The organism is Arcobacter sp. CECT 8985 (genome assembly GCF_004116495.1).
Lineage (GTDB): Bacteria > Campylobacterota > Campylobacteria > Campylobacterales > Arcobacteraceae > Malaciobacter.
Genome location: NZ_PDKC01000045.1, coordinates 1 through 15,398 on the forward strand (window position 1 = coordinate 1; position 15,398 = coordinate 15,398).

13 protein-coding genes and 9 tRNA genes are annotated in these 15,398 nt (G+C 26.8%); 19 read left to right on the forward strand and 3 right to left on the reverse strand.

All coding sequences use genetic code 11. The features are described from left to right. A partial coding sequence (locus CRU93_RS13085; protein ID WP_129104646.1) for a type II secretion system protein GspD occupies positions 1-1,300 on the forward strand: 1,300 nt, incomplete at its 5' end. On the opposite strand, the gene CRU93_RS13090 is transcribed toward CRU93_RS13085, so the two are convergent. Genes CRU93_RS13090 through murA form a run of 3 tightly spaced genes read right to left on the reverse strand, consistent with a single transcriptional unit; the run spans position 1,301 to position 4,293 of the window. Beyond that, the gene (locus tag CRU93_RS13090; RefSeq protein ID WP_129104647.1) at positions 1,301-1,918 is read right to left on the reverse strand and encodes an HNH endonuclease; all 618 of its coding nucleotides are present in this window, start codon (positions 1,916-1,918) and stop codon (positions 1,301-1,303) included. A 1-nt stretch (position 1,919) separates the two neighbouring features. After that, positions 1,920-3,014 (reverse strand): DUF5644 domain-containing protein, encoded by a 1,095-nt coding sequence (locus CRU93_RS13095; protein ID WP_129104648.1) that lies wholly within the window; start codon positions 3,012-3,014, stop codon positions 1,920-1,922. Between the two features lie 13 nt (positions 3,015-3,027). Then, positions 3,028-4,293, reverse strand: a complete 1,266-nt coding sequence (gene murA, locus CRU93_RS13100; RefSeq protein ID WP_129104649.1) for a UDP-N-acetylglucosamine 1-carboxyvinyltransferase — start codon at positions 4,291-4,293, stop codon at positions 3,028-3,030. A 151-nt stretch (positions 4,294-4,444) separates the two neighbouring features. Here murA and CRU93_RS13105 point away from each other — a divergent pair, with 151 nt between their 5' ends. From CRU93_RS13105 to CRU93_RS13190, 18 genes are all read left to right on the forward strand, one after another. After that, positions 4,445-5,329, forward strand: a complete 885-nt coding sequence (locus CRU93_RS13105; RefSeq protein ID WP_129104650.1) for a DMT family transporter — start codon at positions 4,445-4,447, stop codon at positions 5,327-5,329. 1 nt (position 5,330) lies between these two features. Beyond that, positions 5,331-7,073, forward strand: coding sequence for an FMN-binding glutamate synthase family protein (locus tag CRU93_RS13110; RefSeq protein ID WP_129104651.1), 1,743 nt, complete (start codon positions 5,331-5,333; stop codon positions 7,071-7,073). Beyond that, positions 7,060-7,437 carry a DUF6394 family protein gene (locus tag CRU93_RS13115; RefSeq protein ID WP_129104652.1) on the forward strand — a complete coding sequence of 126 codons (378 nt, stop codon included), beginning with the start codon at positions 7,060-7,062 and terminating at the stop codon, positions 7,435-7,437. Before CRU93_RS13110 ends, CRU93_RS13115 begins: the two co-directional genes overlap by 14 nt. Before the next feature lie 12 nt (positions 7,438-7,449). Continuing rightward, on the forward strand, positions 7,450-9,138 hold the full coding sequence (locus CRU93_RS13120) for a TrkA family potassium uptake protein (protein ID WP_129104653.1): 1,689 nt from the start codon (positions 7,450-7,452) through the stop codon (positions 9,136-9,138). Continuing rightward, on the forward strand, positions 9,135-9,932 hold the full coding sequence (gene kdsA / locus CRU93_RS13125) for a 3-deoxy-8-phosphooctulonate synthase (protein ID WP_129104654.1): 798 nt from the start codon (positions 9,135-9,137) through the stop codon (positions 9,930-9,932). Before CRU93_RS13120 ends, kdsA begins: the two co-directional genes overlap by 4 nt. An 84-nt stretch (positions 9,933-10,016) precedes the next feature. Then, on the forward strand, positions 10,017-10,487 hold the full coding sequence (ribH, locus tag CRU93_RS13130) for a 6,7-dimethyl-8-ribityllumazine synthase (protein ID WP_129104655.1): 471 nt from the start codon (positions 10,017-10,019) through the stop codon (positions 10,485-10,487). Next, a complete protein-coding gene (gene nusB / locus CRU93_RS13135; protein WP_129104656.1) occupies positions 10,487-10,879 on the forward strand; it encodes a transcription antitermination factor NusB in 393 nt (130 codons plus the stop codon). Before ribH ends, nusB begins: the two co-directional genes overlap by 1 nt. Positions 10,880-10,883: 4 nt before the next feature. Continuing rightward, positions 10,884-11,582: an orotidine-5'-phosphate decarboxylase gene (gene pyrF, locus CRU93_RS13140; RefSeq protein WP_129104657.1), complete on the forward strand. Its 699-nt coding sequence runs from the start codon at positions 10,884-10,886 to the stop codon at positions 11,580-11,582. A gap of 114 nt (positions 11,583-11,696) precedes the next feature. Further along, positions 11,697-11,787: transfer RNA gene (locus tag CRU93_RS13145), tRNA-Ser, on the forward strand. 27 nt (positions 11,788-11,814) lie between these two features. After that, positions 11,815-11,891, forward strand: a tRNA-Ile gene (locus CRU93_RS13150). 3 nt (positions 11,892-11,894) lie between these two features. Continuing rightward, positions 11,895-11,971, forward strand: a tRNA-Gly gene (locus tag CRU93_RS13155). 37 nt (positions 11,972-12,008) lie between these two features. Beyond that, positions 12,009-12,085, forward strand: a tRNA-Gly gene (locus CRU93_RS13160). Between the two features lie 18 nt (positions 12,086-12,103). Beyond that, positions 12,104-12,180 (forward strand) — tRNA-Gly (locus CRU93_RS13165). Positions 12,181-12,188: 8 nt separating this feature from the next. Beyond that, positions 12,189-12,265: transfer RNA gene (locus tag CRU93_RS13170), tRNA-Met, on the forward strand. Positions 12,266-12,288: 23 nt separating this feature from the next. After that, positions 12,289-12,365, forward strand: a tRNA-Met gene (locus tag CRU93_RS13175). Positions 12,366-12,373: 8 nt separating this feature from the next. Further along, a tRNA-Thr gene (locus CRU93_RS13180) sits at positions 12,374-12,451 on the forward strand. 10 nt (positions 12,452-12,461) lie between these two features. Then, positions 12,462-12,536: transfer RNA gene (locus CRU93_RS13185), tRNA-Gln, on the forward strand. A gap of 65 nt (positions 12,537-12,601) precedes the next feature. Then, entirely contained in the window at positions 12,602-15,205 is a 2,604-nt protein-coding gene (locus CRU93_RS13190; protein WP_129104658.1) for an ABC transporter substrate-binding protein, read from the forward strand. Positions 15,206-15,398 lie beyond the last annotated feature (193 nt).

Below are 15,398 nucleotides of genomic sequence, written 5' to 3' on the forward strand. Positions count from 1 at the left end.
TTACAAAATAATAAAGAAACAAAAAAATTTTGTAAATTCTAAAACAATTGTATTAAAAAATATTGATGTAAATGAACTATATGAAAGTTTAAAAAATAGTAAAAACAATTTTTTGAAAAAAGTCGATTTTTTAAAAATGAATACAAACAATTCAATCACATTAATTGGTAAAAGTGATGATTTAAAAAATATTTATAGATATATAAAAGATATAGATAAAAATAATACTAAAAAATTATCCAAAGTAATATCCTTGAAAAATAGTGAAGGCAAAAATATTATTAAGATAATAAATGATTATCTTTTAAAAAACAAAATAAAAAACTTATTTGCTTCATTAGATATTGATTCTAATTCAATTATATTAATAGGAAATAATAAACAAATAGTTTTAATAGATAATTTAATTCACCAATTAGATAAAGATGAAACTCAAATATATCTAAAAGCAAAAATTGTAGAACTAAATAGAAATTTAGTAAAAGAAATTGGTTTTAAATATGGATTACTCTCAGGTAAGACAAATAACAGTGGAATTTATACGTTAGCTTCTAATTTAAACTCTAAGGTGCCAAATGATTTTGATTTGTCAAGTATTGGTTTATCTATTCCAACATTGAAATCTTCATTATCCCTTGCTGCTACATTATCTTTACTTCAAGAAAATTATGCTTTAAAAATAGTTTCTGAACCTTCAATTTTATGTATTAATAACAAGAAAAGTTCTATTTATATTGGAGAAACAATATCCTTACAAACAGATTCAACTGTTACTACAGGAGGAAATACTTCATACTCTTATGAGAGAACTGATATAGGATTGAAATTAGATGTGAAACCAAGAGTATCAGAAAATATAAATAAAGTAAGATTAAATATAAATGCTATTTTAGAAGGTATACAAAATAGTACCACAAATAAACAGCCAGATACGACAAAAAAACAGATTAATACTTCCGTAATTATAAAAAATGGAGAGAGTGTGATTTTAGGAGGATTAATAGAAAACAGATCTGAAAAAACAGATCAAAATATCCCATTTTTTTCAAGTGTACCAATTTTAGGTAATTTATTCAAATATAAAAATAAAAAAAACATAGAAAAAAATTTAGTTGTTGTAATTACTCCTTATATTGTACCTAAATCAAAAGATTTGACATATATAAGAAATGAATTGTCAAAATTAAAGAGTTTAGAAGATAATTTAATATCAAAAACCATTATAAAAAACAAAAAAGATAAAGAATTAAAATATAAAAAGCTACATAAACAAAGAGTTAAAGAGTTATTAGGTATTTAGTTATGTAACTTTTTTAAGTAAATCCTCTTCAATTATAGGATGCTTAGGATTTTTATTCTCATTATCTTCTGAACAAATTTTATTACAATCAAAACAAAGAGTAATAAGATTTTCAAAATTATATCCTCCACCATTTTCTATAGATCTGATTAAAGTAGCAAAAGCGTCATTTAACTCTATTTTTAGTCCACATCTTTTGCATCTACAATTATCTCTTCTATAAGTTAAATCTTTCCTTTTTAGCCAATCATTTGGTTTTTTATCTTTAGTTGGTATGCAACCTTCTTCATAATTTTTCCAAAGTAAATTTTTATCAATAGAACTTTGAGTGTCAAGCTTATAATCAAATTCTACATATTGAGAAACTAAATCTTCAATTATTAATATTTCTCTTCTACTTATATCTTTTTCATTTTTTGTTGCTTCAATAATTTTGTCATATTCAAAATTTATATTAGGAAAAGTATCTTTTAAATGAATTTTTACGTCATTAATAAAAGTATTAAAATCTCCATTTCTAGAAAATAACTTATAAACCTGTTTTCTATAAATATAAAAAGGAATTAAAAATAAAATTATTATTATTCCACAAATTATGAAATTTAAATCTAAATGCATTTTAAACCAACTTTGGATTAATTGAATGTTTTTTTAAAAGAGAACTAGCTTCTTCAATTTTATCTTCTACTAGTAAATTTAATTCATGTAGATGCAAAACTGGCAAATCAATTTCTCTTTTAATCTGTTTTTTTAACTCTTTTCTATTGTAATCTAATATAAAAAAGTCATTAATATCATTTACAATGATAAAGTCACTTCCTTTATCATAAGCTTCTTGAATAATTTCACCTGCAATTTTAAAAGTCAATTCTTTATTTTTATGAAAAGATGTTTTATTTAAATCAAAATCTTTTGACTCAAGATCAATAATTTTACAATCTAATTTATTTAAATAATCTTTTATAAATTTGTTGTTTTCTCCATAATATGCAATATTGAAATTATTAAAACTATTTTTTATAAACGTAGGTAAATCAGATAAATTTTTTAAATCAATATTGGTTTTTTTATTAACTTTGAAATTTTGTTGGGACTCTTTTTTTAATAAGTTTAGTTCTTTTTTTAAATTTAATATTTTATTTTCAATTGAATGATCTATATTAAAAATTCTATTATTTAAACTTGTGTGGTATTCTATGCCTTTTGGATAACTTTTTATAATATTTAAAATATTACTTTTATTTTTATTGTATTTATTTATTAAGTAGTCTGCAAATAAGATAGAAGAATCCCCAATATAATTTTTTTCAAAATTTAATGTATTTGATGCATAATAATATTTTTTTAATGTTTTATAATAACTCTTATCATCATCATTAATATAAGCATCAAATAGTTCCAATCTATCATAAAAGTCATCATCATTAATTACTAAGTCAGTCATAGCTCTTCTTTTTGATAATGGTTCAATTGTTAATTCATTACCAAAGTTTTGTTTAATTTCATCAATTGCTGTATCGCAATCTATTACTAAATTATTTATAACTACTTGAGTATTCTCATCTTTTTCATATTGAAATTCTTCTTGTATATTTATAGTATTTAAAATATCCAATAAATTTCTTTCTTCTTTTATATTTAATAAATATTTTTTATAATATGGTATATAATCTGACTTATAATCAAATTTAAAAAGTGATATTTCTAATTTCATGTTAATAATCCTTCTATTCATCGAATCTTTTTATGTTAACACCAATCTTGTTTAATTTGCCTTCTAGATCTTCATATCCTCTATCTAAATGATAAATTCTATGAATATTTGTTTCACCTTGAGCAACTAGTGCTGCTAAAACTAATGCAGATGAAGCTCTTAAATCTGTTGCCATTACATCTGTACCATTTAAACTATTTCCACTTCCATTTATTGTTGCTATATTTCCATTTAGATGAATATCTGCACCTAGTCTTAACAGTTCACTAACATGCATAAATCTATTTTCAAAAAGCCTTTCATCGATTGTACTTGCACCATTTGCTTGTGTTGCCAAAGCCATAAATTGAGCTTGCATATCAGTAGGAAAACCAGGATATTCAGAAGTTATTATATTTACAGGTTTAATCTCTTCTGTTGGCAAAATTGTTAAAGAATCTTCTGTTTGGATAATTTCAAAATTCATCTCTTCAAGTTTTGATATTACAGCTTCAAGATGTAAAGGAATAACATTTTGTATTGTAATTTTAGAATTTGTAATTGCTGCTGCACACAAATATGTTCCTGCTTCAATTCTATCTGGAATAATATCAAAGTTTTTAAAATCAAGTAACTTTCCATCTGTACCTTCAATTTCAATTTTTGATGAACCAACTCCTGTAATTTCAACTCCTGCATTTTGTAAAACCTCACATAATTGAACTATTTCAGGCTCTTTTGCTGCATTAATTATTGTTGTTTTCCCTGTTGCCAATGTTGCAGCCATTATAATATTTTCAGTTCCACCTACTGTAACTTTATCAAATACAATTTTTGTTCCTTTCAAGCCATTTTCACAAGTAGCTTGAATATATCCTTTTTTAATTTCTATTGTTGCACCCATTTGTTCTAAAGCTTTAAGATGTAAATCAACGGGTCTTTGTCCTATTGCACAACCACCAGGAAGTGAAACTTCACAATGTCCGAATCTTGCTAGTAAAGGTCCTAAAACTAGAATTGATGCTCTCATTGTTTTTACAATATCATATGTCGCTTTTGTATTATTTATAGTAGAAGTGTTAATTTTTATTCTATTCTTATCTTTAGAGTATGAACTACCTAATTTTTCTAATAATTTTAATAATGTATTTATATCTACTACATTTGGCAAATTGCCTATTTCAATATCATTTTTAGCCAAAATTGTAGAAGCTAAAAGTGGAAGTGCAGCATTTTTTGCCCCAGAGATTTTAATTTCTCCTTGTAGTTTAGTCTTTCCTGTTATTTTTAAGTATTTCATTCTTTTCCTAAGTTTTATCTAATTAATTGTATATTTGAGAATATTTTAGCAAATAAATACTAAAAAGATTAGCATATAAACATATGTATAAATAATAAAGGTATTTTAATCATAATCTTATTAGAATTTTGCTTTTTACTTAGGATGGTTAATGAAAGAAGATGTCTCATCAGGAATAAAGTATATGTTAATAGCTTCATTGTTATTTGCATTTATGGGTGCTAGTGCAAAAGAGCTTAGTGATTCAATGAGTTCGGTTGAAGTAGTATTTTTTAGAAATGTATTTGGCGTAGCAATAATACTTTATTCAATTTATAAAAAACCTTTAGAACAAGCAGGTGGAAAACCATTTTTATTAATTTTTAGAGGAACAATTGGATTTTTAGCATTATTAATGTTTTTTTACAACATATCAGAAATTCCACTAGGTGAAGCAATGACTTTTTCTAGAACTTCAACAATTTTTACTGCCATTTTTGCATATATTTTTGTAAAAGAAAAACTTGGATTTAAAGGTTGGATTGGTGTTTTTGTTGGTTTTATTGGAATATTGTTTATTACAAAATTTGATGGAAGTAATTTAGATAAAACAGATTGGTTAGGTATTTTGTGTGGGGTTGGTGCTGCTTTGGCATATACTTCAATTAGAGAGTTAAGAAAATATTATGATGGTAGAACTATAGTTCTATCCTTTATGGGAATAGGAACAATTGGTCCTTTAATTTTAATGCTAATTGGCCAATTTTATACAAATGCAAATTTGGATTTTATGTTAGCAAAATTTCAAATGCCAGGAACAAAAGATATAATTTATATTGTAATGTTGGGATTATTTGCAACATATGCACAAATTTATATGACAAAAGCATATTCTTGTGCAAAAGCCGGAATTATTGGTACAATATCGTATTCAAATATTGCATTTTCGATAATTTTAGGAATTATTCTTGGTGATACATTCCCTGATATTTGGATTATTTTAGGTATACTTTTAATAGTAATAAGTGGATTTTTAGTTTCATTAAAAAAGGATTAGTATGGACGACATTGTAATAATAATTGACATTATGATTGCGCTTTTTGTAATTGTGATTATTGCATGGTATATTCATGATAAATATGTTCAAAGAGATCATCAGTTGTTGGTAAATTATCCAATAATAGGTAGATTAAGATATGTATTTGAAGAGTTTAGGGAGCCCTTTAGACAATATTTTGGGGATGAAAAATTTTATGAGTCTAAAGATAAACTTGATTGGGTTTATAAAGCAGCAAGGGATCTTCCTAATTATGCTTCTTTTTCTCCTTCTCAACCTTTACCAAATCCAAAGTTTATGTTAAGACATGCAAATATTGTTTTAAATGAAAATGAAGTTGACCCTCATTTTGAAATAACATTTGGTGAAAATAGAAAATATCCTTATCATGCAAAATCTATCATTGGAAGAAGTGCAATGAGTGATGGATCAATATCTCCAGAAGGTACAAGAGCTTTTGTTCGTGGAGCATTTATGGGGGCATTCCCTATTAATTCAGGGGAAGGTGGATTAACTTCAAACTTTTTTGTAACACATCGAAATTATAAACCTGAATATATGAAAGAAGTTCATGGTACTACTTTTCAAAGACTTATAAAGAAAGTTGTTCAAAAACTTTTTAATGGTGCAATGGCAGCAGATGCATATAGAAGTTTAGTTTTTAAAAAAGATCCAGAAGCAGAAACTTACGTTTTTGATTTAAAAACTGAAACATTTCATAGACCCAACTGGGAAGCTCCATTGGAAAATTTTCCAAGTGAAGTACCTGAGGATATGCCTGATATAATTTTACAATTGAGTTCAGGCTTATACGGAGCAAGGGATAAAGAAGGTAATTTTGATCCTGAGAGATATCAAAAAACAATGAGATTTTGTAAAATGACAGAGATTAAAATGGCTCAAGGTGCAAAACAAACTGGTGGAAAGTTAGTTGCAGACAAAGTTAGTCCTGCAATTGCATATTATAGAAATGTTGAAGTTCATAAAGATCTTTTTTCACCTAATAGATTTCCTTATGCAAATAGTGTTGAAGAACTATTTGATTTTATTGGAAGGCTTCAATCATTATCTGAAAAACCAGTTGGTGTAAAAATAGTAATTTCTGATATTGAAAATATTGAGCCATATGCAAAAGAGATTCAAAAAAGAATTAAAGAGGGTAATAGCGCTTATCCTGATTTTATATCTATTGATGGTGGAAGTGGAGGAACTGCAACTGCCCCAATTGAAATGATGGAAAGAATAGGACTTAATGTAAGAGATTCAATTTATTTAGTTGATAAAATTTTGACAGAATATAACGTAAGAGACAAAATAAAAATCGTGGCAAGTGGAAAAGTTTTAACTCCTGATGATGTAATAATTTTGATGTCTTTAGGTGCAGATTTTATTCAAATTGCAAGAGGATTTATGATGAGTGCGGGGTGTATTAGAGCAAGATATTGTTCTGGTACAAATGGTCATGAATGTCCCGTTGGATTAGCAACTCAAAATAAAAGTAAAAGAAAAAAATATTTTGTTTATAAACACTCAAAATACGTAAGAGATTACCATAATAACTTATTAAAAGGTGTGAAAAGTCTTTTAGCAGTTATGGGATTAAGTAATATAAATAAATTAAACAGACATAGATTGATTTTCCTAGATAAAGATGGGAAAGTGCATGATAATATTGATAAAGTATTTAAAAGAAGACTTGATATAGGTAAAGATAAAGAGGACGAGTTTCATGAACTTAGATAAAGTAATAGCAGGGTTTTTTATTATATTGGCAATGACAATTAATTTTGGTTTTTTTTATGGAGATATGGATTCTTTAGAAATGCATAGTAAATATGAATTGTTTGCTGCAATTATTATTAATATTATTGCAACAACATTAAAACTTGGTGATAAAACTCAAATGGGTTCTGTACTATTAGCTACATCATTAGTTGCAGATATCCAATTAATTGCAGCAGCAACAATTTGGACAGTTGCCCAATATGCTTATAGTCTTGATAAAGAGATTGTTGGAATGATTATATCTTTATCAGGTGGAGCATTATTAGCTAATATTACATCAGTTACTTTATATATTGGTGAAACAATTAAATCAAAAAGATAAAAGGGATTATAGGTGAAAAATAGTTCACTTTTTATCATTCTATATAGAATGAGAATGCCTTTTTTAATTATTATTGCAGCATACACTATTGCAATTATTGGATTATTAATTATTGAAGGTAAGGATGCAAGTGGGCATCCATATCATATGTCAATTTTTGATGCATTTTATTTTGTAACTTATATGGCAACAACTATAGGTTTTGGTGAAAGCCCATATGAATTTACATATGCTCAAAGAATTTGGGTAAGTATGTCTGTTTATATTACAGTAATAGGTTGGTTTTATGGAGTGGGATCACTGGTTAGGCTACTTCAAGATAAACTTTTTTTACAAGAAATTGAAAAAAGTAGATTTAGAAGGCAAATAAAAGGAATAAAACAAAGATTTATTATTATACTTGGCTATAATCAAATAACAAGTGAGATTATAAAAAGAGCAATAAATCAAGATATCAGAACTGTTGTAATTGAAAAGAATGAAGAACGAGGCAATGATTTACTTTTAGAAAATTTTACTCCTACAGTACCTTTATTAGTTGCTGATGCACATAGTTCAACTTCTTTAGAAGAAGCAGGAATTAAAAAACAAAATTGTAAAGGTTTAGTTGCTCTTTTTGAAGATGATAGTTTAAATTTAAGAATAGCATTAACTTCAAAGCTTTTAAATAAAAATGTTAAATTAGCTATAAAATCTACAACTGAAAATCATACAGAGAATTTAAAAGATTTAAATGTTGAAATTGTAGCAAATCCATTTTTGATAATTTCAAATGAAATTAATATGGCAATTAATGCACCAAACTTGTTAAAACTTGAAAAATGGTTATATAAAGTTGATACTTTAAATTCATCTTTACCTCTTTTCCCTAAAGGAAAATATATCTTTTGTGGTTTTGGAAGAATGGGTCAGACTGTTTATGAACGATTGAAAATGAGCAATATTGAAGCTCATTTTATTGAAATTGATAAAAATAAGCAACTTATTATAAAAGATGACAAAGATGCTATGATTACATATGCAGATGCAGATGATAAAGATACTTTATTGCAAATAGGAATAACAGATTCAATTGCAATAATTGCAGCAACAGGAAATGATACTACAAATTTATCAATTTTAGCTACAGCAAAAAAATTAAATCCAAAGATTATGACTATTGCAAGACAAAATGAAATGGACGATTTTTCAATTTTTGAAAGTGCAAATATTGATCATATTTTTACACCATCAAATATATTGATCAATAAAACTACAAATGCATTGATAAATCCATTATCTGATATTTTTATAAGAAAAATTGCAAATAATGATGAACCATGGGCTGCAAAACTTGTAAGAAGATTATTTGAAAGAGTAAATGAAAATCCATTATTATTTGAATTAGAAATAGATACTGAACAAGCATATGAAATTGTAAGGTATTTAAAAACTAAAGAGGAGTTAACTCTAAATATATTTAGTGTATCATTACATAATAAAGAACAAACTAATAATGTAGTTCCTTTACTATTAGTAAGAAATAATGAAGATTTTTTATTGCCAGAATGGGATTATAAACTACATATAGGTGATAAAATTTTATTTGCATGTGATAAACATGCAAAAAATGATATAGAGTATATTGCTCAAAATATATATGAATTTTATTATGCTTTAACAGGAAAAGAAAAAAGAACAATTTTTAAAGGATTTAAATGATTATTTTAACAGGACCATGTGTATTAGAAGATAGGGATACAGTTATGAAAATAGCAGAAAAATTGCAACCACTTAGTGAAAATAAAAGAGTTGAATTTTATTTTAAAGCATCTTTTGACAAAGCCAATAGAACTAGTTTACACTCTTATAGAGGTCCTGGATTGGATGAAGGATTAAAAATCTTTCAAGAAGTAAAAAAACAGTTTGGATACAAACTTATTACAGATATTCATGAATCTTATCAAGCAAAGCCTGCTGCTGAGGTTGTTGATATTTTACAAATACCTGCTTTTTTATGTAGACAAACTGATCTTTTAGTAGAAGCTGCAAAAACTAATGCAAAAATAAATATTAAAAAAGGCCAGTTCCTTGCAGCAGATTCAATGAAACACCCAGTTCAAAAAGTATTAGAAACTAGAGGTATAAAAGATATTAATTATCAAGTTTCTAAAGATAATGGAGTTTGGCTTTGTGAAAGAGGAAATACATTTGGATATGGAGCATTAGTTGTAGATATGAGAAATTTAATTTTGATGAGAGAGTATGCCCCTGTTATTTTTGATGCTACACATTCAGTTCAAATTCCAAGTTCTGGAGGAACAACAGGTGGAAACTCTGATTTTGTTCCTTATATGGCAAGAGCTGCAGCTAGTGTTGGAGTTGATGGATTTTTCTTTGAAACTCATTTTGATCCTTCAATTGCTAAAAGTGATGGACCTAATATGTTAGAAATTAGTAAATTATATAAAACAGTTGATGAAATATTTGCAATAAAAGATGCAATAAATATTTAGGCTTTTTGTAATTAATCATTTTTTAGATATAATCGCAAAAATAAATGAATTAAATAATTAATATTATTAAATAATGGAGTAATAATGAAAGTTATAGAAGGTAAATTAAGACTAAATGGTGATGAAAAAGTTGCTATTATTAATGGAAGATTTAATCATATCATTACTGATAGATTAGTAGAAGGTGCAAAAGATGCATTTTTAAGACATGGTGGAAATGAAGATAACTTAGATTTATTATTAGTTCCAGGAGCATTTGAAATACCATTTGCATTAGAAAAAGCATTAGAAAGTGGAAAATATGACGCTGTATGTTGTGTGGGTGCAGTAATTAGAGGTGCAACACCTCATTTTGATTATATTTCAGCTGAAGCTACTAAAGGCATTGCAAATGTAACTTTAAAATATGGAAAGCCTGTATCAAATGGCGTTTTAACAACTGATACAATAGAACAAGCAATAGAAAGAGCAGGTTCGAAAGTTGGGAATAAAGGTTCAGAAGCAATGGTAACAATTATTGAAATGTTAGATTTATATAGTGAGTTAGGAAAATAATGGCAACTAGAACGCAAGCAAGAGAATCTGTAATTGGGTTATTATATGCAGTAGATCTAGGAAATGATGGAATCATAAAATTTGTTGATGAGATTCTTGAAGATAGAAAAATTAGAAATAAGCAAAAAGATTTTGCTTTAAATCTTTTTAATGGCGTAATAGATAATTTAGAAAAAATTGATGAAGAGATTCAAGTGCATTTAAATCAAGGATTATTATCTGATCTTGGAAATGTTGAAAAATCAATTTTAAGATTAGCTGTTTATGAAATATTATTTGAAAATTTAGATAAACCAATAATTATAAATGAGGCAATTGAACTTTCTAAAAGATTAGCAAGTGATAGTGCACCTAAATTTATAAATGGTGTATTAGATAAAGTAAAAAGGTAGTGCTTTGAAACTTTGTATATCATTAGATTTGCCTACTGCAAAAGAAAATATTCAATTAGTAAAAGAAGTAAATAAACTTAATATTAATGATGAACTTTGGTTAAAAGTTGGATTTAGAAGTTTTATTAGAGATGGTCAAGAGTTTTTAGAAGAATTAAAAGCAATAAATAATAATTTTAAACTCTTCTTAGATTTGAAACTTTATGATATCCCAAATACAATGGCAGATGCAGCATTTGAAATTGCTAATTTTGGGATTGTTGATATGTTTAATGTTCATGCAAGTGCTGGACAAATTGCTATGAAAACAGTAATGCAGAGAATAAAAGCTGTTCCAAATCGACCAATAGTTTTAGCAGTAACTGCACTTACTTCATTTGATAATGATAATTTTAGAGCAGTTTATAATGAAGATATAGATACTAAAGCTAGAAAATTTGCAATTGATGCTTATGATTCTGGAATTGATGGTGTTGTATGTTCTGCCCATGAAAGTAAAGACATAAAATCATGTACTTCTGATGATTTTATTACTTTATGTCCAGGAATTAGACCTTTTGGTGAAGATAGTCAAGATCAAAAAAGAGTTGCAGATTTAAATTTTGCAAAAGAAGAAATAGTTGATTTTATAGTTGTTGGTAGGCCAATATATAAATCAATTGAACCAAAAGAAGTAGTAAATAAAATACTTAATAATATTTAGAGTTACCGAATTTACAAAAATATTTCCAAATACTTTTTTTTTAAGTATCTTTTAAGTCAGTACGCATTATAATTCTCGTCCAGTTTTTGACAAAGAGTTTTAAACTGAACATACGGATAGGTGGGTGAGCTGGCTGAAACCACTTCCCTGCTAAGGAAGCGTACTGGCAACGGTACCGAGGGTTCGAATCCCTCCCTGTCCGCCACATTAAAATTAAACATATAATGGAAAAGGGTCATTAGCTCAGCTGGTTAGAGCACTCGGCTCATAACCGAGTGGTCGGAGGTTCGAGTCCTCCATGACCCACCATTTGCGGGAATAGCTCAGTTGGCTAGAGCTTCTGCCTTCCAAGCAGATTGTCGCGAGTTCGAGTCTCGTTTCCCGCTCCATTATTTTAATTTTAATATTTATAATTTTAAGTTTAATGCGGGAATAGCTCAGTTGGCTAGAGCTTCTGCCTTCCAAGCAGATTGTCGCGAGTTCGAGTCTCGTTTCCCGCTCCACTTAAATTTTTAGTTTATGCGGGAATAGCTCAGTTGGCTAGAGCTTCTGCCTTCCAAGCAGATTGTCGCGAGTTCGAGTCTCGTTTCCCGCTCCATTTCATATCGCGGAATAGAGCAGTCAGGTAGCTCGTCGGGCTCATAACCCGAAGGTCGATGGTTCAAATCCATCTTCCGCAACCAATTATAAATTCAAATTTTAATATGTCAAGGTAGCTCAGCTGGCTAGAGCGCTGGTCTCATAAGCCGGAGGTCGAGAGTTCAAGTCTCTCTCTTGACACCAATTTGAATGCTGGTGTAGCTCAGCTTGGCTAGAGCAGCTGATTTGTAATCAGCAGGTCGGGGGTTCGAGTCCCTTCACCAGCTCCATTCAAATTATTGGGGTATCGCCAAGTGGTAAGGCAACGGTTTTTGGTATCGTCATTCGCAGGTTCGAATCCTGCTACCCCATCCACTTTCTTATTTTACTTTTAATCATAAAAAGATATACTATTGTCAATTATTTAAAAAGGCAGATAATTGCAATTTATAATCAAAATAAATTTAATCATATTATTCTATACTTTTTTTTCAACAAATCTATTTTCTAAAGACTTAGAAAGAGTTTCATTACAATTATCTTGGTTTAGTCAATTCCAGTTTGCAGGTTATTATATCGCCAAAGAGAAGGGCTTTTACGAAGATGTAGGTTTAGATGTTAACATTAAAAAATTCAATTTTGGAGTAGATGTTCCAAATGAAGTTAATATAGGAAAATCAAACTTTGGAGTTGGTAGAGAGACTCTATTATTGGATAAAAGTAATGGAAAACATATTGTTGCTTTATATGCTTTATTTCAAGCTTCTCCTTTAATATTATTATCTTTAAAAGATTCAAATATTAATAAAATTAAAGATTTTGAAAATAAAAGAATAATGACAACGCGAGATGATGCTTCTGAAGTATCAATAAAAGCTATGATTACTTCAAAAAATGTTGATTATAGTAAAATGACTTTTTTAAAACATACTCACAATATTATGGATTTAGTGAATAAAAAAACTGACATAATATCTGCATATATTTCTAAATCCCCATATCTACTAAATAAAATGAAAATTAAATATAATATATTTTATCCTAAAGATTATGGTTTTGATATGTATAGTGATTTTTTATTTACAAATAGCAAAGAGATTAAAAATCATGAACAGCGGGTAATCGATTTTAAAAATGCATCATTAAAAGGCTGGCAATATGCCTTTTCTCATATACAAGAGACTGCTAAATTAATTTATAATAAATATAATGAACAACATCTAACACTTGAGCAGTTAATATTTGAAGCCAAAAAATTAAAAAAGCTTGCTTATTATAACAATGAAACACTAGGAAACATTAAATTAGACAAAGTACAAAGAATTTATGATTTATATAATGTTATGGGATTAACAAAAAAACAAATTAATGTTTCAAGTTTTATTTATAATAATAAGTATAATTTATTTACTAAAGGTGAAAAATCATATATTAAAAATAGAAAAGAAATAAATATTTGTTTAAATCCAAATATTTCATTAGCCAATAATAATGGTGGAAAAATTTCCTTAATATTTAATGATCTAATTAAATTATTGGAAAAAAATAGTGGTTTAGATTTTAATATAATAAATTCAACTAGTTATGATAAATCTTTTGAAAAATTTAAAAACAAAAGATGTGATATTTTACCAACAATATATAAATCAAAATTATTAAAAAAAGAAGCTTTATTTACAGATGATTATGTAAATGTACCGCTTGTTATTGCAACAAAAGAGAATGTAGCATTTATTAGTAATATAAATTCTTTAAAAAATAAAAAAATAGGTATTGTAGGTGATAAACATTTTGTAAGTTTTATTAAAAAGTATTATCCAAGATTAAATATTGAAAAAACAAAAAATTTAAAAGAAGGTCTTGATAAAGTAGTTAAAAATAAATTATATGCACAAATTGATACAATTACTAGAATGTCAGAAGAAATACAAAGTAATTATCTAACAAAATTAAAAATATCTGGAAAATTAAATAAAAATTTACCTTTATATTTTGCAATAGATAAAAGTGATAATTTTTTATTAAATATTTTAAATAAGTCAATTAGATATATAAATGACTATGATAAGCAACAAATTTTAAATAAATGGATATCTGTTTTATATAAAAAAAGTTTTGATTATTCTTTAATAATGAAAATATTACTATTTTTTATAATTGTATTTTCAATTATTATGTATAGACAAAGATTACTAAATAAAGTTAATAGTGTATTAAAAGAAAAAGTAGATGAAAAGACGAAAGAATTAACAAAACTAAATGAGTCTTTAGAAAAAAGAATAAAAATTGAAGTTGAAAATAGTAGAGAAAAAGATAAATTAATTTCCCAACAAGTTAAAATGGTAGCAATGGGTGAAATGATAGAGAATATTGCACATCAATGGAGACAACCATTATCAATTATATCTACAACTGCAAGTGGAATAGAACTTAAAAAAAATGCTGATATTTTAACTGATGAAGAGTTATTAGAATCAATGGAAAGTATTAATGAGACTGCGCAGCATTTATCTAAAACTATTGAAGATTTTAGAAATTTTTATGAACCAAATAAGAGTATTGTAGAATTTAATATAATAGAGTTATATAGCAAGACTTATAATATAATAAAATATAAATTTGAATCATTAAAAATTAAAATTATTAAAAATATAGAAAATAAGTATGCAATTGGATTGGATAGTGAATTAGTACAAGTTATTATTAATATATTAAATAATGCAAAAGATGCTTTAGAGTTAAATGATAACTTAAAAGAAAAATTAATATTTATTAATATTTATATGAGAAATGATTACTTAAATATAATTATAAAAGATAATGCCGGTGGAATTGATGAAAATATAATTGATAGAGTATTTGAACCATATTTTACTACAAAACATAAATCACAAGGAACAGGAATTGGTCTATATATGACTCAAGATATTGTTTCAAAACATATGAATGGTAAATTGATTGTAAAAAATAGAAGATATCTTTATAATGGAATAGTTTATAAAGGTGCACAATTTAAAATAAAAATACCACAAATGAAGAAATAGAAAGTAGTAAAAAAAGGTAATAAGAAGTAGAGGAAAGTAATAAAAAAGGCAAAAGAAAGAGAAGGGAAAGAGGGAGAGTATAAAGAATTAAAAAATTTAAGTTAATATTAAGGTGTAAGTGTTGACAAAAGTAAAAAAAGATACTATAATTCCCGTCCAAATTCGCTGAGGCCGAAAGGAATAAGTGAGAGTT

Coding starts and splice junctions, on each gene's coding strand:
- CRU93_RS13090 (WP_129104647.1), bottom strand. CDS start 1,918: ATGCATTTAGATTTAAATTTCATAATTTGTGGAATAATAATAATTTTA.
- murA (WP_129104649.1), bottom strand. CDS start 4,293: ATGAAATACTTAAAAATAACAGGAAAGACTAAACTACAAGGAGAAATT.
- CRU93_RS13095 (WP_129104648.1), bottom strand. CDS start 3,014: ATGAAATTAGAAATATCACTTTTTAAATTTGATTATAAGTCAGATTAT.
- CRU93_RS13110 (WP_129104651.1), top strand. CDS start 5,331: ATGGACGACATTGTAATAATAATTGACATTATGATTGCGCTTTTTGTA.
- ribH (WP_129104655.1), top strand. CDS start 10,017: ATGAAAGTTATAGAAGGTAAATTAAGACTAAATGGTGATGAAAAAGTT.
- CRU93_RS13105 (WP_129104650.1), top strand. CDS start 4,445: ATGAAAGAAGATGTCTCATCAGGAATAAAGTATATGTTAATAGCTTCA.
- CRU93_RS13115 (WP_129104652.1), top strand. CDS start 7,060: ATGAACTTAGATAAAGTAATAGCAGGGTTTTTTATTATATTGGCAATG.
- nusB (WP_129104656.1), top strand. CDS start 10,487: ATGGCAACTAGAACGCAAGCAAGAGAATCTGTAATTGGGTTATTATAT.
- kdsA (WP_129104654.1), top strand. CDS start 9,135: ATGATTATTTTAACAGGACCATGTGTATTAGAAGATAGGGATACAGTT.